The sequence below is a fragment of the Microtetraspora malaysiensis genome, from assembly GCF_001528665.1.
Taxonomy (GTDB): domain Bacteria; phylum Actinomycetota; class Actinomycetes; order Streptosporangiales; family Streptosporangiaceae; genus Microtetraspora_A; species Microtetraspora_A malaysiensis.
Genome location: NZ_BBYJ01000016.1, coordinates 129840 through 147640, shown reverse-complemented (window position 1 = coordinate 147640; position 17801 = coordinate 129840). Strand labels below are relative to the sequence as shown.

The following is a 17801-nucleotide window of genomic DNA, read 5'->3' as shown; positions in this document are numbered from 1 at the left end:
TCCAGAAGGGGTTTCAGGAACTACGAGTGACTAGAGGTTGCTAAAGGTGGTAGGCGTACTCGCGGAACTCCCAGTCGGTGATGAACTGGGAGAAGCGCTCGACCTCGTTCCGCTTGTAGGCGAGGTAGGCGGTGGTGAACTCCTTGCCGAGGACCTCGCTGAAGGCGGTGTCGGCGCTGAGGGCGTCCAGTGCGACGGGCAGCGACATCGGCAGCATGGGGGCCTTGCTGGTGTCGTAGCCGTAGCCGGAGAGTGGGGCGGGCGGCTCCACGCGGTCGCGGATGCCGAGGTAGATGGCGGCGAGCAGGCCCGCGATGCCGAGGTAGGGGTTGGCGGAGGCGTCGCCGAGCCGGACTTCCAGGCGGGTGCCGGCGCCGCGCTCCGGCGGGACGCGCAGCATGGCGCTGCGGTTGTCGAGGCCCCAGTCGATCAGCCAGGGGGCGAGCGTGTCCGGCCCGAACCGCTTGTACGAGTTGATCGTCGGGTTGAGCAGGGCGGCGAGCGCCGGCGCGTGCGCGAGAATGCCGCCGATGGCGTACCTGGCCCGCTCCGAGAGCCCGTACGCCTCGGAGGGGTCGTCGAAGACGTTGTGGCCGTTCTCGTCCGTGCAGGAGAGGTGGACGTGGAAGCCGGAGCCGCCCTCGTCGTTGAAGGGCTTGGCCATGAAGGTGGCCATCATGCCGTCGCGGCGGGCCAGTTCCTTGATGGCGGATTTGAAGCGGAAGGCCCGGTCGGCGGCGTCGACGGCTTCGGAGTGGTGGAGGTTGATCTCGAACTGGCCGCCGGAGAACTCGTGGTTGCCCATGGTGACGCCGAGTTCCATCCCGCGCAGCGTGCGCAGGGTGCGCAGCACGTGGGAGCCCCGGTCGCCCTTGGCGCCGACGACGTAGACGTTGCCGGGGGCGTCGTCGTAGCGCTTCCAGCCCGCGCCGTCGGGCTCCAGCAGGAAGTACTCCAGCTCGGGGCCGACGACGCCGGTCAGTCCGAGCTCGGCGAGCTTGGCGGCGGCGGCGCGGACGACCTCGCGCGGCGATTCGGGGAAGGGCTCGCCGGTGGCGGGGTTGACCGCGTCGCCGAGACAGTAGGCGACTCCGGGCTCCCAGGCGAGGGGGACGAGTGTGGACAGGTCGGGGCGGATGGAGATGTCGGGGAGGCCCTCGTCGAGCCCGCCGGGCACGGGGACGACGTCGGCCTGCGGCGAGGTGTAGTAGACGGCGCGGCAGAAGGCGACGCCGCTCTCGCACACCTCGGGGAGCCGTTCGACGAGCACGTCTTTGCCGCGGTCGGTGCCGATGAGGTCGGGATAGCCGATACGGACGACGTCGACGCCCTGATCCTGCAGGCGCTGAACGGCCCGTTCCGCGGACTCCGTGCTCACATGGCCTCCTCGATAGTGCCAGCACGTGGGGGGTTCATTTGGGTGCAAACAATACGCCGCAATTGGGGGGACAACAAGGGTCCACTTTTGAAAGATATCTGCGGTCCGCTGATGACAATGCCCAGCTCAGGGCATATCGTATGGATCCAAATGAACTGACCTCACCCCCAAGGAGGCGCCGTGGCCACGCTGCGCGGTTTCTACACGCCCAAGACGGTGAGCGGCCGGTCCTCGCTGGTCCCGAGCCCGCCCTGGTACTACTCGGGCGACCTGCTGACCGTGGAATACCGGACCGACCCCGCCAAGGTGGCCGCGCTGCTCCCCGAGCCGCTCTCGCTCGCCGAGGAGGACCCGGGCGCGGTGGCGGTGATCTGGGCCGACTGGCAGTCGTGCTCCGGAGGCCGCGAGGAGCTGCTGGACCCCGTGCGGTCGCAGTACAAGGAGTGTTTCGTCGTGGTGCGCTGCTCCTACCAGGGGCAGACCTACTCGCGGTGTGTCTACATCTGGGTGGACAAGGACTTCGCCATCGCCCGGGGCGTCCACCAGGGCTACCCGAAGAAGCTGGGCTCCGTCCACATGACCCGCCCGCACCCGTTCGGCCTGGCCGCGCCGCGGATCGGTGAGGGGGGCGTCTTCGGCGCCACGCTCGCCGCCGCCGACCGGCGGCTGGCCCAGGCCGTCGTACGGCTCCGCGAGCCCAGCGAGACCAACGGCTTCGTCAACGGCCACCCGATGGCGCACAACCGCTGGCTGCGGTCGATCGAGCCGGGTAAGGGGCTGGCTCTGGACGAGCTGATCGTCACCGGCGCCGAGAGTTTCGAGGGCGGCCAGGCCTGGACCGGCGACGCGGAGATCGAGCTGTTCGACGCGCCGACCGAGGAGCTCGCCGGCCTCACGGTGGACGAGATGATCGGCGGCTACTACCGCCAGGTCGGGGTCGTCTGGAACGGCGGCACGCTGCTGGAGTCGGGCGCCTCCGGCGCGGAGTAGCGCGAACCGTCAAGGAGGGCCGGGTCACCCCGGCCCTCCTTTTCTGTGCCCGGACCGCTACTCGGCGGAAGCGCCGTGGCCGATCCGGGCGTACGTCGCCGGGTCGGCGGCCTTGATCCGCAGGCCGTAACCGACGCCGACGAGCCCGGCGAGCAGGACGAGGCCGGGGATCAGCCAGTTGAGGATCGAGTCCGGCGGGGTGCCGAGCAGGGCGTTGAAGTTGACGACCGCGAGCACGAGGATGGCCGCCAGGGCCGCGCCGGCCAGCGTGGGGGCGATGACGCGGCTGAAGCCGTTCTCACCGCGCGAGTCGCGGCGGAAGAACCCGAGCACCGACACCGAGGTGACCACGAGCAGCAGGATCACGCCGAGCGCGCCGAGGTTGGTGAACCAGTTGAACAGCGTGCCGGTGGGGTCGCCGCCGAGGACGCCGAAGCCGACCACGACCACGAGCGCGATGGCCGTCTGCACGAGCGAGCCGACGTACGGAGAGCCGTGCCTGGGGTGGGAGTCGCCGAGCCGGGCGGGCAGGACGCGCTCGCGGCCGAGCGCGAAGAAGTACCGCGCCACCGCGTTGTGGAAGGACAGCAGGGCGGCGAACACGGCGGTGACCATGAAGACGTTGGCGAGCGTGGAGAACGCCGAGCCGAGGGTCGCCTCGCCGAGGATGAAGACGAGGTCGGTGCCGTTCTTCGCCGACTCGTCGATGATCTTGTCGACGCCGGTGCCCATGGACATCGCCCACGCGGTGAAGGCGTAGAACACGCCGATCAGGGCGACGGCGATGTAGGTGGCGCGGCTGACGGTGCGGCGCGGGTCGCGGCACTCCTCGCTGTAGATCGCGCCGGACTCGAAGCCCATGAACGACGCCATCACCCAGCAGAAGCCGGCCCCGACGGCGCCGGTGGTGACGGCGCTCCAGGTGAACGGCTCGGCGGTCAGACCGGCGGGGGCGTTCCCGACCTGGGCGATGTCGAAGACCAGGACGGTGAGCCCCTCGCAGACCAGCAGGACGGCGAGGACGCGGGCGTTCAGGTCGATCCGGCGATAGCCGAGGAACGCGATCAGCGCGAGGGCGACCAGCGAGCATACCCACCAGGGCACGTCCACGCCGAGGTGCGCCGAGACCAGCCCCGCGGCGGCCGCGCCGAACAGCCCGTACAGGCCGACCTGCATGGCGTTGTACGCGACGAGCGCGACGAACGAGGCGCCGACGCCGGTCACCCGGCCGAGCCCCTGCGCGATGTAGGAGTAGAACGCGCCCGCGTTGGAGATGTGCCGGCTCATCGCGGCGTACCCGGCGGAGAAGACGGCGAGCACGGCCGCGAGGATCAGGTAGATGAGCGGGACCCCGGTCACCCCGGTGGTGCCGTAGCTCATCGGAAGGCCGCCGGCCGCGACGGTCAGCGGCGAGGAGGCCGCGACGACGAAGAAGACGATGTCGGGCACGCCGATCCGACGTCGGGAGAGGGTGTGCGTCGCGGACTGTTCACCGGCCGAAAGCCGTCCGGTGGCGATTGCCTCATCGGCCATGGCAACCTTCCATATAAAAGGGGTGGATGAGCGGGGATGTCTCTTCAGCGATCTGCCCGCCCACCGGCCCGACCACTGGAATTCATGAGATCGTTTGAGTGCGTACGACCTGCCGTTTGGCGGATCGTACGTGTACAAATGAAACCGGCGCAAGACTTGACATGAAAGGAGTCGGGGTGCCCGCGCACTACTCGCTCTCCGAAACCGAGGAGGCGGTGAAGCGCAGGTTGGGGCCGATTCCGGTCCGCAGGGAGGCGCTCGCCGCGGTCTCCAACCTGTATCGCGCGGCCGCCGCGGTCCGGCAGCACCTGGAGAACTCGGCGCTCCGGTCGGCCGACCTCACCTGGAGCGCGTTCGTCGTGCTGTGGGTGGTGTGGATCTGGGAGGAGATCGAGACGCGGTACGCCGCGGCCGAGGCGGGCATCTCCAAGGGCACCCTCACCGGCATCATCAAGACCCTGGAGTCGCGCGGCCTGGCGGAGCGCCGCCAGCACCCCGACGACGGCCGGCTGGCGCTGCTGCGGCTCACCCCCGAGGGGCTCGCGCTGATGGAGAAGCTGTTCCCCGCGTTCAACGACGAGGAGTCGTTCGTGGTCGGCGCGCTCGACGCCGAGGAGTCCCTGCACCTCGCCGACACGCTGCGGCGGATCGTCACGCATCTGGAGGAGCACGGCGAGGAGCGCAGGGAGAACCTGCGCCGGGAGTCCCCCGCGCCGCCGCGCCGCGGGGGACGCCGCCGGTCAGGCTGAGCGGGCCGCCGCGACCAGGCCGTCGAAGATCCGCTGGTTGACCGGGTCGGTCGCCGCGGTGTCCTCGGGGTGCCACTGGACGGCGAGGAACCATCCCGTACGCGCGGCCGGCTCGGCGGCCTCGATCGTGCCGTCCTCGGCGTGCGCGACGGCCGCCAGGCCCTCCCCCAGCGACGACGCGCACTGGTGGTGGTAGCAGGACGCCTCGACCTTCTCCGCCCCGGTCACCTCGGCCAGCAGCGAGCCGGGCCGTACGCGCACCGGGTGCACGACGTGGCGGTGGTCGGGCTCCATGTGCTGCACCAGCCGCCCGCCGAGGGCGACGTTGACGACCTGGAGGCCCCGGCAGATGGCCAGGGTCGGCATCCCGGTGGACAGCGCGTGCCGGGCCGCCGCGAAGTCGAAGGCGTCCTGCTCGGCGTCCACGTCGTAGACGCTCTCGTGCGCCGCGTCTTCGCCGTACGCCGAGGGGGAGAGGTCGCCCCCGCCGGGGAGCAGCAGGCCGTCCGCGACGGCGAGCCGCGCGGCGGCCTCGTCCGCGCCCACGGGGTGCATGAGGAAGGGCTCGCCACCCGCGCGGTGGACGGCGTCGGCGAGCGCCCGGGCGGTGACGACCGCCGAGTAACGGAGCGCGGACGTTGTGGCGGCGAACCGCGAGGGAATCGCGATGATCGGCCGGCGGTCGGGCATCCCAGCCTCCTTGCAGTCGTTTGACTCCAAACAATAGCGACATATTGACTGGCCGGGAGAGCGCGACCTAAGTTGTTTGGGACCAAACGAACTGGAGGAGCGGATGGCCACTGTCGGGGATGTCACGATCCAGGAGGACCACTGGATTGGAGGCGCATGGGTCTCCTCACCTGCGACGTTCGACGACGTCTCGCCGATCGACGGACAGGTGATCGCGCGCGTCGCACGCGGCGGCGCGAAGGAGGCCGAAGAGGCGGTCCGGGCCGCGACCAAAGCGTTCCCCGCGTGGGCCCGCACGAGCCGTGAGGAGCGGGCGCGGCTGCTGCACGCGATCGCCGACGGAGTCGAGAAGCGGCTGGACCGGCTCGCGATCGTGGAGACGACCGACAACGGCGCCCTGCTGCGGTCGCACCTGCGCGGCGTGATGCCCCGGGTGGCGCACAACTTCCGCTTCTTCGCCGACTGGCTGCTCGGGCTCGGGCACGACGACTTCGAGACCCGCGGGCACCGCAACCACGTCTCCTGGGACCCGGCCGGCGTCTGCGCGCTGATCACCCCGTGGAACGCGCCGCTCATGCTGGCCACCTGGAAGATCGCCCCGGCGCTCGCCGCCGGTGACACGGTCGTCCTGAAGCCGGCCGAGTGGTCCCCGCTCACCGCGTCGCTGCTCGCCGAGATCACGGTCGAGGCCGGGCTGCCCGACGGCGTCTTCAACGTCATCCAGGGGTACGGCGAGGAGGTCGGCGCCCCGCTGGTCGCCCACCCCGACGTACGCCGGATCAGCTTCACCGGCTCGGTGCCCACCGCCCGCCACATCGCCCGCGCCGCGGCGGCCAACCTGACCCCGCTGTCGCTGGAGCTCGGCGGCAAGTCCCCGCTGATCGTCTTCGCCGACGCCGACCTCGACCTCGCCGTGAACCTCGCGGTCGAGCAGTACGACAACGCCGGGCAGGTCTGCCTGGCCGCGACCCGGCTGCTCGTCGAGGAGAGCGTCGCCGCCGAGTTCACCGAGCGTTTCGTCGCCAAGGCGAGCACGCTGCGCCAGGGCGACCCGCGCGACCTCGCCACCGACATCGGCCCGAACATCCACCGCGAGCACGTCGAGCGGATCGACGGGTTCGTCCGGCGGGCCGTCGCCGCCGGGGCCACCCCCGTCATCGGCGGCGGACCCGACACCGACCTCGGCGGGCTGTACTACCGGCCCACGCTGTTCACCGGCGTGGCCCCGGACAGCGAGATCGTCAACGAGGAGGTCTTCGGACCGGTCCTCACGCTCCAGACGTTCCGCACCGAGGACGAGGCCGTCGCGATGGCCAACTCCACGAAGTTCGGCCTGGCCGCCACCCTCGCGACCGGCTCCCGCGAGCGGGCCGACCGCGTCACCGAGCGGCTGGTCGCCGGCACCGTCTGGGTCAACTGCTTCTTCGTCCGCGACCTCCAGGCCCCGTTCGGCGGCGCGCGTCAGTCGGGCGTCGGCCGCGAGGGCGGCGACTGGAGCTTCGACTTCTACTGCGACGTCAAGAACACCGTCACCGCGCCGGGAGGCTGGAATGGGTGAGATCGTCGGCGCTGGCATCCTCGCCCACGCGCCCACCATCATGCTGCCCCTGGAGGTCCGCAAGGAGCTCAACGAGGGCAAGGAGATCAGCATCGTCCCCGGGCTGGAGCGCCTGCGGGAAGAGGTCTTCGAGACCCTCGACTACGACACCGTGATCGTCTTCGACTCGCACTGGGCGACCACCGTGGAGTTCGTGGTCACCGCGCAGGACCGGCGCTCCGGGCTCTTCACCTCGGAGGAGCTCCCGCGCGGCATGTGCCGGATCCCCTACGACTTCCCCGGCGACCCCGAGCTGGCCCGCCTGATCGCGGCCCAGCAGGAGAAGCACTCCACCTGGATCACCGCGATCGACGACCACCATCTGCCGATCTTCTACGCCACGGTCAACCTGTGGAAGTACCTCGGCGTACCGGGCAAGCGGTGGATCTCGATCGGCATGTGCCAGACCGCCGAGACCGAGGACAACCTCCGCCTGGGCCGTGCGGTCGGCGAGGCCGTCGCGGCGAGCGACCGCAAGGTCCTGCTGATCGCCTCCGGCGCGCTCTCGCACACCTTCTGGCCGCTGCGCCAGCTGCGCGCCCACGAGTCCAGCGACCCCGTGCACGTCTTCTCCCCCGAGGCGCGGGCCGCGGACGAGGAGCGCATCGCGTGGATGCTGGCCGGCGAGCACGCCCGCCTGCTCGACACGATGCCCGACTTCTACCGCGTCAAGCCCGAGGCCAGGTTCGGCCACTACCTGATGATGGCCGGGGCGCTCGGCGAGCACGACTTCACCGCGCCCGGCCGGCAGTACAGCGACTACGAGAACGCCACGGGCACCGGCCAGGTGCACGTCTGGTTCGACCGGCCGGAGGGCGGCTTCGCCGCGCCCCGGGCGACCGACAGCTCGGGTGACCCGTATCCCTACCCGTTCACTCTCGAAGGGACCCGTTGATGCCCGAGTACCGCAGGATCCTCCTGGACGGCGCCGCCACCCAGATGCGCCGCGAGGGCGACGAGCTGGTCAGCGCCGACGGCCGCGTGGTGGGCGTCGAGGACGCCGTCCACCTGCCGCCGTCCGTGCCCAGCAAGATCATCGCTGTCCATCTGAACCACCGCAGCCGGGTCGAGGAGTTCATGACGTCGCTGCCCCCGGCGCCGACGTACTTCCACAAGCCGACCTCGGCGCTGAACGGGCACAAGGGCGCGATCGTCCGTCCCGAGCGGTGCGAGTACCTCAACTACGAGGGCGAGGTGGCCATCGTGATCGGCCGCACCGCGCGCAACATCTCGCCGGACGAGGCCGGGGATCACATCGCCGGCTACACGGTGGGCAACGACTACGGCCTGCACGACTTCCGCGACACCGACGCCGGCTCGATGCTGCGGGTGAAGGGCTCCGACACGCTCTGCCCGCTCGGCCCCGGCCTCGTCACCGACTGGGACTTCCGCGGCAAGCGGCTGCGCACGTACGTCAACGGCGAGGTCGCCCAGGACGGCTCCACCGACGAGATGGAGTGGGACATGCACTACCTCGTCGCCGACATCGCCCGCACGATCACGCTCTACCCGGGCGACGTGCTGCTGTCGGGCACCCCGGCCAACTCGCGGCCGGTCCAGCCGGGCGACGTGGTCGAGGTCGAGGTCGAGGGCCTCGGCACGCTGCGCAACCACGTGGTCCAGGGACCCGCCCCCATCCGTGACGACTGCGGCGCCCAGCCGACCGAGTCGGAGGAGGTCCTCTCCACCGCGTTCGGCGGCGACTGGGAGTTCCGCGGCATTCGAGCCCCGAAGCGCTAACCATCACAAGGAGTTCCACCATGAAGGTCGTCGTCGACATGGACGTCTGCAAGGACCACGGGCAGTGCGTCTTCTCCGCCCCCGAGGTCTTCCAGATCAACGAGAACGGCCGGCTGGTCTACGTGGCGGAGTCCGACGAGTCGCTGCGCGACGCCGTCGAGGAGGCCGCCGACGTCTGCCCGCTGCAGGCCATCACGATCGAGGACTGAACGCGATGAGCCGGCGCATCCTGATCGCGGGCGCCTCGATGGGCGGCCTGCGCGCGGCCGAGCGGCTGCGTGCCTCCGGATTCATGGGAGAAATCGTCGCCGTGGGCGACGAGATCCACATGCCGTACAACCGGCCGCCGCTCTCCAAGGAGGCCCTCGCCGCGGAGGTGACCCACGAGGCGGTCGCGTTCCGGCTGCGCCCGGCCGTCGCCGACGTGACCTGGCGGCTCGGCGTCCCGATCGCCTCCGCCGACCTCGACGCGGGAGCCGTACGGCTCGCCGACGGCGCGGAGCTGGCCTACGACGGCCTGGTGGTCGCCACCGGGATGCGGCCGCGGCGGCTGCCCACGCCGGGCCCGGCCCGGGGCAGGCACGTGGTGCGCACCCTCGACGACGCCCGCGCGCTGCGCGGCGACCTGGGCCCCGGCGCCCGGGTGCTGGTGGTCGGGGCCGGGTTCATCGGATGCGAGGTCGCCGCGACGGCGCGGCTCCTCGGCGCCGACGTGACCGTGGTCGCGCCGGAGGCGGTGCCGATGCGCCGCCCGCTCGGCGACGATCTCGGGGCCGCCCTCCAGCGCCGCCACGAGCGGCACGGCGTCCGGTTCCTGCTGGGCCGTACCGTCTCGGCCTTCCTCGGCGCGGACCGGGTCGCCGGGGCCGAGCTGTCCGACGGCACCCGCCTCGACGCCGACGTCGTCGTGGAGGCGGTCGGCTCGGCGTCCAACACCGAGTGGCTCGACGGCAACGGCCTCGACCTGTCCGACGGCGTGCTGTGCGACAACGCGCTGCGCGTCGAGGGGCGGGCCGGCGTGGTCGCGGTGGGCGACGTGGCCCGCTTCCCCAACCCGCGCTACGACGGCGTGGCGCGGCGGGTCGAGCACTGGAGCATCCCGACCGACACGGCCAAGCGCGCCGCGGTCACGCTGCTCGCCGACCTCGCGCTGGGCGCGGCCGACCCGGCGCCGTTCGCGCCGCTGCCCACGTTCTGGAGCGACCAGTACGACCTGCGGATCCAGTCGTTCGGCGCCCCGGCACTCGGCGCGGACGACATCCGGGTCCTCGACGGCGACCTCGACGGCGAGGTCGTGGTCGGCTACCACGACGGCGGCGCGCTCGTCGGCGTCGTGCTGATCGGCCTCCCGTCCGCCGTCGCGCGCTACCGCGCCGAGCTGATGCGCGCCCCAGCGGCCGCCTGACCCCGGGAGAACCGATCGAGCTGGCCAACGGCGTGGACTACGGCCTCGCCGCCAGTGTCTGGACCAGGGACACCGGCCGGGCCATGCGGCTGACCGCCGCGCTCGACCTCGGCGCGGTGTGGGTCAACTGCCACCAGGTGATCCTCCCGGAGATGCCACACGGCGGCTTCAAGCACTCGGGCACCGGAAAGGACCTGTCCCGGTACGGCTTCGACGCCTACACCCGGATCAAGCACGTGATGATCAGCCACGCCTGACCGGCTCGGCGAAGTGCTCGGCGAACCAGTCGCGGGCCAGTTCGGCCACGGCCTCGAGCGCGCCCGGCTCCTCGAACAGGTGGGTCGCGCCCGGCACGATCCGCAGCCGGTTCTCGCAGCGGAGCCGCTGCTGGGCCCCCTGGTTGAGGCCGAGCACCACGTGGTCGTCGCCGCCGACGATCAGGAGCGTCGGCGCGCGCACGGCCGGCAGCCGCTCCCCCGCGAGGTCCGGCCGGCCGCCGCGTGACACGACCGCGGCGATGTCCGCGTCCGGCTCCGCCGCCGCCCACAGCGCGGCGGCGGCGCCGGTGCTCGCCCCGAAGTACCCGAGCGGAAGGCCCCCGGCCTCCGGCCGGCCCCGCAGCCAGCGGGTCACCGCCAGCAGCCGGTCGGCCAGCAGGCGGATGTCGAACACGTTGGCCCGGTCGATCTCCTCGTCCGGGGTGAGCAGGTCGAACAGCAGTGTGCCCAGGCCCTCCCGGTTGAGCGCCGCCGCCACGTAGCGGTTGCGCGGGCTGTGCCGGCTGCTGCCGCTGCCGTGGACGAACACGACGATCCCGCGCGCCCCCTCCGGCACGGTCAACCGGCCCGCGAGCGGGACGCCCGCCGCGTCCGCCTCGACCTCGCCGCTGAACCCCGTCGGCCGCATGGCCCGGTGCAGCAGCTCCACCACCTGCTCGTCGCTCGTCTGCGGGAAGTCGTGGTACCAGGCCCCGATCGCGTACAGGTCGCGCGGCGTCTGCAGGCACACCACCTCGTCGGCGTCCTCGCGCAGCGCGTCCATCGTGTCGGGCGAGCCCACCGGCACCGCCAGCACCACCCGTTTCGCCCCCTGGGCCCGGGCGACCCGGCACGCCGCGCGCGCCGTCCCTCCCGTGGCCACGCCGTCGTCCACGACGATCACCGTGCGCCCGGCCGACTCGACCCGCGGCCGTCCCCCTCGGAACCGGGCCGCGCGGCGGGTCAGCTCCTCGCGTTCGGCCTCCTCCACCTTGGCCATCTGCTCTTTCGTGACACCGGCCAGCCGTACGATGTCGGGGTTCAGGACGCGCACGCCGCCCTCCCCGATCGCCCCGAAGCCGAGCTCCGGCTGGTACGGCACACCGAGCTTGCGCACCACGATCACGTCGAGCGGAGCGCCCAGCGCCCTGGCCACCTCGTACGCCACCACGACGCCGCCCCGGGGCAGCCCGACCACGACCGCGTCCGCGCCCCCGAGCCGGTCCCGGAGCCGCTCGCCCAGGCGGGTTCCGGCGTCACGCCGGTCAGCGAACACGACCACTCACCTCCCTTGTGTGAGGGTCTTCCTCACGTTCGCCCTGCCCCCACATCGCGAACCGATGCCGCCGAGCGGCCGACTCCGAAACAGGCCGGCCTCCGCCCGCGCCCCACCAGGCGAAACGCGAGTCCTTCGGTTTTGTCGGAGGTGATCTCTACTCTCGCCGCCATGACGAATGCCGTGCAGGCGTATTCCTACGCCGGACCTTCCACGCTCAGCGAGGGTCACCTGGGGTTGTCGACGTCCGGTGGCCGCACCACGCGCGGCCTGCTCGATCATCCGCGGTTCTTCAGCGGCGTGGTCACCCAGGCGGCCGCGGCGGCGGCCGGCCTGCTCGCCGTCGCCGACGTGGCGCTGACCCGCTACCACCAGCCGCGTCCCGGCTGGAGCCGCGACCCCGTGGTGACCTGCGACGGAGACCGGCTCAGGTTCGAGTCGTTCTCCGCGTGCGGCGGCGTCTACGCGCGGCTCGACATGCTCGGTCCCGCGCTCGACGGCGAGGTGGTGGACCGGGGCACCACCAACGTCGACGTCAACCTCCCGCTGCGTGAGGCGCTGGCCCGGGTGGGCGCCCGCGACCCCCTGCACCTCGGCGTCGGCCAGGACGAGCTGACCGTCACCACGCTCGACGGCGCCGTCGTGGAGAAGAAGGTGCCCCTGCCCGAGCGCTGGCTGCGCGGCTTCGCCGAGGTGCAGGTGATCGCCTCGGGGTTCGACCTGCGCGCCGAGGTGTCCGGCCCGCACGCGGTGCGGTTCCTGCGCGGCCTGCCCAAGAGGAACACGACCGTGTGGGCGGCCCCGGCGGGGCGTGAGCTGCGGCTCACGTCCGCGCCCGCGCCCGGCGCCGTGTGCCTGGCCGGCCCGCACCGGCTCGCCACGATGCTGCCGCTGCTGCGCTTCGCCCGCTCCCTACGGGCGTACGGCCCGGCCGCCACGACCGCGTCCCGGGCGTGGAGCGGCGACGCGGTGGCGGCGAGCGCCTGGGAGCTGGAGCTGCCCGGCATGCGCTACACGCTGGCGATCTCACCGGAGGCGTGGCGCGGCTTCTCCGGCGAGGGCGCCGTGCTCGCCGATCTGGCCACGGACGAGGCGGCCGACGACGCCGACGTGATCGGCATGCTGCTCAACTTCGAGCCCGCCGTCGAGGTGGGGCTGCTCGCCGAGCGCTCCGGCCTCCCGCCCGCCCGCGTCAAGGCCGCCCTCACCCAGCTCGGCGTCGCCGGGCGGGTGGGATACGACCTGGCCGAGGCCGCGCACTTCCACCGCGAGCTGCCCTACGACCGCGACCACGTGCGCGGGCTCAACCCCCGGCTGGTCTCCGCCCGCGCCCTCGTCGAGGCGGGTGCCGTACGGGTGACGGGTGACACCGCCGAGGTGACCTCGAACGGATCCGTCCGCCAGGTGCGGCTCGGCGAGGACTCCTGCACCTGCGACTGGTGGTACGACCACCGGGGCTCGCGCGGCCCGTGCAAGCACGTCCTCGCCGCCCGGATCGTCGCCGCCCGCGACAAGCGGGGGCCGGACCTCGGCGTTGACCTGGATGGCACGGACCTGGACGCGGACCTCACCGGGGGTCACCACGGGGCCGCCACGTAGTCCTTGAGGAAGACCCCGTGGACCGGATGCCCGGACTCGCCGCGCACGATCGGGTCGTAGACGCGCGCCGCCCCGTCGATCACGTCGAGCGGAGTTCTCCGGTCCAGCGACTCACGCTTCGGTAGGGGGTTCTCGTCGGTGATCCACCCGGTGTCCACGCTGCACATATGGATCCCCTCCTTGGCGAGGTCGGCGGCGCTGGTGCGGGTGAGCATGTTGAGCCCTGCCTTGGCCATGTTGGTGTGGGGATGCCGTCCGGTCTTGTCCGCGACCGTGAACTGCCCCTCGACCGCCGACACGTTGACGACGTACCGGCGGGGCGCGGGCGCGGCGCGCAGCAGCGGCAGCAGGCGGTCGATCAGCAGGAACGGCGCCACCGCGTTGACGAGCTGCACCTCCAGCAGCTCGGCGGCGTCGATCTCGCCGATCCGCGCCGACCACGAGTTACGCGGCGAGAGATCGGGCAGCAGGCCCGACACGTCCGGAAGCCGCGGGCCCTCCCGAGGTGAGACCGCGCCGCCGGAAGCCGCGTCACCGGAACGCGTGTCGCCTTCGGAAACCGCGCCGCCGTCGGGGACCGGTGCGAACCCGGGCGGCGACCACGCGCCCGGCGGAAGCCCGGGGCGTTCCCCCTCCAGCAGGGCCGCGTATGCCGAGGGGAGGCGGCGCAGCGTCTGGGCGGCGTTGTTGATCAGGATGTCCAGGGGCTCGCCGCCCGCCGTGAGGCGGTCGGTGAGGGCGATGACCTGGCGAGGGTCGCGCAGGTCCATCCCCACGATCCGCAGGCGACCCGGCCAGTCCCCGGCCTCGGCGAACCGGCGGGCGGCGTCCCTGGGGAAGCGGGTGGTCACCGTGACGTGGGCGCCGTCGTGGAGCAGCTTCAGCGCGACGTGGTGGCCGATCTTGACCCGCCCGCCGGTGACCAGCGCCCACCGCCCCGTCAGGTCCGTCCGGGCCGTCCTGCGCGCCTTGTTGTACGCCGCGCAGGAGGGGCAGAGCCGGTGGTAGAAGCCGTCCACCCGGTCGAAGCGGCTCTGGCAGACGTAGCACTGCCGAGTCGTGCGCAGCCGGCCCGGGGCCCCTGGCTCTTCGCGGACCGGAGCGTCGGTCACGCGGTCCCGCGCGCCCATCGCGGTGGCGGCGAGCACGGCGGCGTCGGCCTGCGCGGCGGAACGCCTGCGCGCCCGCCTGCGTGCGCGCTTGCCGTCCCGCACCAGCGTGTGGGCGGCGAGCTCGACCCTGATCCGATCGGGGTGGTCGAGCGGCAGCGCGCGCATCTCACCGAGCAGGCGAAGCAGCGCGGAGACCGCTTCCTGGTCCACGTTCCTCCCTCACGAGGCCCGGCCGGATTCGTACCGGCGTCCTCCTCCATGTGATGAGGCGCGACGGCCACTGCGCTATGGACCCTGCGCGGTGTAGATCAGCAACCTACCGGACGGATCATCACATCGGAAGCCATGATCGAACAGATGTTTGATTAGACTGAGGGGGTGTTCTTCCAGAGTTCGCTGCTGGACTGCGGCGACGAGATCCGGCCGGGCCCGCTCGGGTCGTCGGTGAGGCGGACGGTCCTGGACCACGGGGCGTGGATCGACGTCCGGCCGGGGTGGATCTCCGGCGCGGACGCGCTGTTCGAGCGGCTGCTGCACGCGGTGCCGTGGCACGCCGAGAGGCGGCACATGTACGACCGGGTCGTGGACGTGCCCCGGCTGCTCTGCTTCTACGACGAGGGCAGCCCCCTCCCCGACCCCGCGCTGGACGAGGCGAAGAGGGCGCTGGACGCCCACTACGCCACCGAGCTGGGCGAGCCGTTCCACACCGCCGGGTTGTGCCTGTACCGCGACGGCAGGGACAGCGTGGCCTGGCACGGCGACACCATCGGGCGCGGGAGCACCGAGGATACGATGGTGGCGATCGTCTCGATCGGGACGCCGCGCTCCCTGCTGCTGCGCCCGCGCGGCGGCGGGCCGACGCTGCGCCACGAGCTGGGCCACGGGGACCTCATCGTCATGGGCGGGAGCTGCCAGCGCACGTGGGAGCACGCGATCCCGAAGACCGCGCGGCCGGTCGGACCCAGGATCAGCGTCCAGTTCCGCCCGCGCGGGGTCCGCTGACCGAGACTCAGGACGCCCGGCCCGCCTGCGCCGGGTCCGCCGGGCAGGCCGTCGAGGCGGGCGGAGTGAGGTCGGTCAGGTAGGTCACGGCCGCCGCCATGGCGCACCTGTTGTGCATCGGCCAGGCGGCGTGCCCGTCGCCGTCCCAGCGGACCAGCGTGCTTCCGGGGAGCCGCCGGTGGACGGACTCGGCCCAGCCGCGCGGCGTGGCGACGTCGTGCGCGCCGGAGAGGATCAGCGGCGTGACCGTGGCGGGCACCCGCCAGGCGTGCGGGGTCCAGCGGGCGGGCCGCGGCAGCCCCGCGCAGCCGGACACGATGTCCCACATCTCGGAGGCGCCGCGCAGGCTCGGCCCCCGCCGCGTCGCCGCGCCGGCCAGTCCGACCAACGCCTCCGGGCGTACGCGCGGCATGTCCTGGCAGATGATGGCGCGGTAGCGCGCGTACTCGTCCCGCACCTGGTAGCGGGACAGCGAGGTGAGCGTGGCGGCGTCTCCCTTGTCCGTGGCGTCCCGGATGCCCGCGGCGAGCATGCCGTCGACGAGGGGCGTGTTCAGCCCGTCGTTGACGGCGAGCCGGAGCTCCTCGGCGGTCACCGCCCGGCCGCCCGCGCGCACCTCGCCCCGCTCCGCCCGCGCGTACATGCGGCGGAGCTCGGCGGTCACGTCCTTCCCGCGCAGGACGCACGCCTCGGTCGCCGCGCACCTGGCGGCGAAGCGAGCCAGGCCGTCCTGGACGGCGGCGGCCCCGTCGAGGACGAGCCGCGCGGCCGGCAGGGAGCGGTCCACGACGCCGTCGAGGACGAGGGCGCGGACCCGGCTCGGATAGCGCTCGGCGTAGGCCTGGGCGAGCATCGTGCCGTATGAGACGCCGAGGAAGCTGATCGTGGGCTCGCCGAGCGCCGCCCGGACCGCGTCGAGATCCCTGGCGACGGTGTCGGTGTCGAGGTGGGCGGCCAGCGGGCCGGTCCGCTGAAGGCACGACGCGGCGAACGCGGAGTTCGCCGCGACCAGGCCGCGCACCTCGGCCCGCGTACGAGGGAAGCGCGACACCTCGGGATCAACCGGATCGGCGCACGCGACCGGCGTGCTGCCCGGCACGCCCCGCGGGTCCACGCCAACGACGTCGAACCGGTCGAGCAGGGCGGGCGGGAGCCAGACCTCCGCCCAGTCCTTGCGCGCGGCTATGTCCGCGGCGCCCGCGCCGGGACCGCCGGGGTTGAACATCAGCACGCCGACGCGGCGGGCCTGGTCACGGGCCGGCCGTACCGCGATCCGCACCTGGGCGGAGCCGGACGCGGCCGGGTGATCCCAGTCGACGGGGACGGTGACGGTGCCGCAGCGGGCACTCTCGTCCGGCGGGTCACAGGGGACCCAGGAGACCGCCCGAGCACCGGCCGGTGACGAGGCTGCCGGTGATGGGGCCGCTGCGGCGGGGAACGCGGGCAGGCAGAGCAGCGCGGCGAGAGCGGCGAGCGACGCCCGGCCGCCCCGGGCGCGGAACGCGGAAGATCGTGCGATGGCACGAGGGATTCTCATGCCGCTGGGTTCCGGGCGGCCCGCGCCGGTTCAGTGTGACATGAGTCACTCGAAATCCGCGCGTTTTGCGGTGAACCCGCGGGTCCGGAACAGTACCCATGACGATGGACACGACGGATCTGGAGCTGTTGCGGCTGGTCAGCCGGGGTGACGAGCACGCCTTCGAGGCGTTGTACGCCCGGCACGCGCGGGCGCTCCTGGCGTACGCCGAAGGGCTCCTGGGCGAGCGCGGCCCGGCCGAGGAGGCGCTCCAGGAGACGTTCATCGCCGTGTGGCGCGGCGCCGCGTCGTTCGAGGAGCGGTCGCTGGTACGCACCTGGCTGTTCGGCATCTGCCGCCGCCAGGCGCTCAAGCGGATGCGCGGCCACCTGCCCGCGCCGCGCCCCCTCGACGACGCGCTCGACCTGCCGTCGTCCGAACCGGGGCCGCAGGCCGTGGCGCTGGCACGCGCCGACGCCGCCGCGGTCGCCGCGGCGCTGGGGACGCTGGCGCCGCTCCACCGCGAGGTCTTCGACCTCGCGTTCGCCGCCGAGATGTCGCACGCGGAGATCGCCGAGGTGCTGGGCATCCCGGTCGGCACAGTGAAGAGCCGCCTGTTCAACGCCCGGGCCGCGCTGGCCCGGGCCCTGCCTGTCGTGGTCGAGGAGGCCGGCCGATGAACCATCCCACCGAGCTGCTGCCGGACTACGCCGCCGGCGTCCTTCCCGACCCGGCCGCCGTGGCCGCCCATGTGGAGGCGTGCGCCGAGTGCGCGGCCGAGACCGAGTCGTGGCGCAGCGTCCGTACGGCCGTCACGGAGCGGGCCGCCGCGGTGGCCGCGCCCGCACCGGCGATCTTCGCCGCCATCCGCGCGCGGATCGGGTCGGCCGGGCCGGCCGCCCGCACCCGCCTGGTCCCCCGGTACGGCGGCACGCTGGGAGAGCGGCCGTGGCGGCG

General features: G+C 72.7%; 17 protein-coding genes and 1 pseudogene. 12 read left to right on the top strand and 6 right to left on the bottom strand.

The genetic code is table 11. The features are described from left to right. Window positions 1-40: 40 nt before the first annotated feature. Window positions 41-1378 (bottom strand): glutamine synthetase family protein, encoded by a 1338-nt coding sequence (locus AWQ71_RS21270; RefSeq protein ID WP_067135862.1) that lies wholly within the window; start codon window positions 1376-1378, stop codon window positions 41-43. Between the two features lie 180 nt (window positions 1379-1558). Here AWQ71_RS21270 and AWQ71_RS21265 point away from each other — a divergent pair, with 180 nt between their 5' ends. Then, the gene (locus AWQ71_RS21265; RefSeq protein WP_067135860.1) at window positions 1559-2368 is read left to right on the top strand and encodes an acetoacetate decarboxylase family protein; all 810 of its coding nucleotides are present in this window, start codon (window positions 1559-1561) and stop codon (window positions 2366-2368) included. A 57-nt stretch (window positions 2369-2425) separates the two neighbouring features. On the opposite strand, the gene AWQ71_RS21260 is transcribed toward AWQ71_RS21265, so the two are convergent. Further along, window positions 2426-3901 (bottom strand): APC family permease, encoded by a 1476-nt coding sequence (locus AWQ71_RS21260; protein ID WP_067135858.1) that lies wholly within the window; start codon window positions 3899-3901, stop codon window positions 2426-2428. 176 nt (window positions 3902-4077) lie between these two features. Between AWQ71_RS21260 and AWQ71_RS21255 the strand changes: the two genes are divergently transcribed. Further along, window positions 4078-4650: a MarR family winged helix-turn-helix transcriptional regulator gene (locus AWQ71_RS21255; RefSeq protein WP_066950095.1), complete on the top strand. Its 573-nt coding sequence runs from the start codon at window positions 4078-4080 to the stop codon at window positions 4648-4650. Here the strand turns inward: AWQ71_RS21255 and AWQ71_RS21250 are convergent. After that, window positions 4642-5340, bottom strand: a complete 699-nt coding sequence (locus AWQ71_RS21250; protein ID WP_067135854.1) for a gamma-glutamyl-gamma-aminobutyrate hydrolase family protein — start codon at window positions 5338-5340, stop codon at window positions 4642-4644. The two genes, AWQ71_RS21255 and AWQ71_RS21250, sit on opposite strands and share 9 nt — an antisense overlap. Before the next feature lie 103 nt (window positions 5341-5443). Here AWQ71_RS21250 and AWQ71_RS21245 point away from each other — a divergent pair, with 103 nt between their 5' ends. The 6 genes and pseudogenes from AWQ71_RS21245 to AWQ71_RS21220 all read left to right on the top strand — a co-directional run. Next, window positions 5444-6898, top strand: coding sequence for an aldehyde dehydrogenase (locus AWQ71_RS21245; RefSeq protein ID WP_067135853.1), 1455 nt, complete (start codon window positions 5444-5446; stop codon window positions 6896-6898). Beyond that, window positions 6891-7832, top strand: coding sequence for a 3,4-dihydroxyphenylacetate 2,3-dioxygenase (locus tag AWQ71_RS21240; protein ID WP_067135850.1), 942 nt, complete (start codon window positions 6891-6893; stop codon window positions 7830-7832). The genes AWQ71_RS21245 and AWQ71_RS21240 overlap by 8 nt, the downstream gene beginning before the upstream one ends. After that, window positions 7832-8677 carry a fumarylacetoacetate hydrolase family protein gene (locus tag AWQ71_RS21235; protein ID WP_067135849.1) on the top strand — a complete coding sequence of 282 codons (846 nt, stop codon included), beginning with the start codon at window positions 7832-7834 and terminating at the stop codon, window positions 8675-8677. Before AWQ71_RS21240 ends, AWQ71_RS21235 begins: the two co-directional genes overlap by 1 nt. 20 nt (window positions 8678-8697) lie before the next feature. Beyond that, window positions 8698-8886, top strand: coding sequence for a ferredoxin (locus AWQ71_RS21230; RefSeq protein ID WP_067135847.1), 189 nt, complete (start codon window positions 8698-8700; stop codon window positions 8884-8886). Window positions 8887-8891: 5 nt separating this feature from the next. Further along, window positions 8892-10082 (top strand): NAD(P)/FAD-dependent oxidoreductase, encoded by a 1191-nt coding sequence (locus AWQ71_RS21225; protein WP_067135845.1) that lies wholly within the window; start codon window positions 8892-8894, stop codon window positions 10080-10082. An 8-nt stretch (window positions 10083-10090) separates the two neighbouring features. Continuing rightward, window positions 10091-10339: pseudogene (locus AWQ71_RS21220) on the top strand (aldehyde dehydrogenase family protein); the annotation flags it as partial. On the opposite strand, the gene AWQ71_RS21215 reads toward AWQ71_RS21220, so the two are convergent. After that, window positions 10326-11615 carry a phosphoribosyltransferase family protein gene (locus AWQ71_RS21215; protein ID WP_084259127.1) on the bottom strand — a complete coding sequence of 430 codons (1290 nt, stop codon included), beginning with the start codon at window positions 11613-11615 and terminating at the stop codon, window positions 10326-10328. The pseudogene AWQ71_RS21220 and the gene AWQ71_RS21215 overlap by 14 nt on opposite strands. Before the next feature lie 171 nt (window positions 11616-11786). Between AWQ71_RS21215 and AWQ71_RS21210 the strand changes: the two genes are divergently transcribed. Beyond that, window positions 11787-13214, top strand: a complete 1428-nt coding sequence (locus AWQ71_RS21210; RefSeq protein ID WP_084259115.1) for an SWIM zinc finger family protein — start codon at window positions 11787-11789, stop codon at window positions 13212-13214. Here the strand turns inward: AWQ71_RS21210 and AWQ71_RS21205 are convergent. Then, on the bottom strand, window positions 13193-14536 hold the full coding sequence (locus tag AWQ71_RS21205; protein ID WP_067135839.1) for an SDR family NAD(P)-dependent oxidoreductase: 1344 nt from the start codon (window positions 14534-14536) through the stop codon (window positions 13193-13195). The genes AWQ71_RS21210 and AWQ71_RS21205 overlap by 22 nt on opposite strands. A gap of 168 nt (window positions 14537-14704) precedes the next feature. Here AWQ71_RS21205 and AWQ71_RS21200 point away from each other — a divergent pair, with 168 nt between their 5' ends. Further along, entirely contained in the window at window positions 14705-15328 is a 624-nt protein-coding gene (locus tag AWQ71_RS21200) for an alpha-ketoglutarate-dependent dioxygenase AlkB (RefSeq protein ID WP_067135837.1), read from the top strand. A 7-nt stretch (window positions 15329-15335) separates the two neighbouring features. Here the strand turns inward: AWQ71_RS21200 and AWQ71_RS21195 are convergent, their stop codons facing one another. After that, entirely contained in the window at window positions 15336-16865 is a 1530-nt protein-coding gene (locus AWQ71_RS21195) for an alpha/beta hydrolase (RefSeq protein WP_084259114.1), read from the bottom strand. Between the two features lie 104 nt (window positions 16866-16969). On the opposite strand from AWQ71_RS21195, the gene AWQ71_RS21190 reads away from it, so the two are divergent. Beyond that, the gene (locus tag AWQ71_RS21190; protein WP_218001892.1) at window positions 16970-17524 is read left to right on the top strand and encodes an RNA polymerase sigma factor; all 555 of its coding nucleotides are present in this window, start codon (window positions 16970-16972) and stop codon (window positions 17522-17524) included. Continuing rightward, a partial coding sequence (locus tag AWQ71_RS42705; protein WP_218001891.1) for a cupin domain-containing protein occupies window positions 17521-17801 on the top strand: 281 nt, incomplete at its 3' end. The genes AWQ71_RS21190 and AWQ71_RS42705, both read left to right, overlap by 4 nt.

What these genes read in the sequence shown, in the direction of transcription:
- AWQ71_RS21225 (WP_067135845.1), top strand. Translation starts at nt 8,892, where the DNA reads ATGAGCCGGCGCATCCTGATCGCGGGCGCCTCGATGGGCGGCCTGCGC.
- AWQ71_RS21260 (WP_067135858.1), bottom strand. Translation starts at nt 3,901, where the DNA reads ATGGCCGATGAGGCAATCGCCACCGGACGGCTTTCGGCCGGTGAACAG.
- AWQ71_RS21235 (WP_067135849.1), top strand. Translation starts at nt 7,832, where the DNA reads ATGCCCGAGTACCGCAGGATCCTCCTGGACGGCGCCGCCACCCAGATG.
- AWQ71_RS21210 (WP_084259115.1), top strand. Translation starts at nt 11,787, where the DNA reads ATGACGAATGCCGTGCAGGCGTATTCCTACGCCGGACCTTCCACGCTC.
- AWQ71_RS21190 (WP_218001892.1), top strand. Translation starts at nt 16,970, where the DNA reads ATGGACACGACGGATCTGGAGCTGTTGCGGCTGGTCAGCCGGGGTGAC.
- AWQ71_RS21240 (WP_067135850.1), top strand. Translation starts at nt 6,891, where the DNA reads ATGGGTGAGATCGTCGGCGCTGGCATCCTCGCCCACGCGCCCACCATC.
- AWQ71_RS21230 (WP_067135847.1), top strand. Translation starts at nt 8,698, where the DNA reads ATGAAGGTCGTCGTCGACATGGACGTCTGCAAGGACCACGGGCAGTGC.
- AWQ71_RS21245 (WP_067135853.1), top strand. Translation starts at nt 5,444, where the DNA reads ATGGCCACTGTCGGGGATGTCACGATCCAGGAGGACCACTGGATTGGA.
- AWQ71_RS21195 (WP_084259114.1), bottom strand. Translation starts at nt 16,865, where the DNA reads ATGAGAATCCCTCGTGCCATCGCACGATCTTCCGCGTTCCGCGCCCGG.
- AWQ71_RS21250 (WP_067135854.1), bottom strand. Translation starts at nt 5,340, where the DNA reads ATGCCCGACCGCCGGCCGATCATCGCGATTCCCTCGCGGTTCGCCGCC.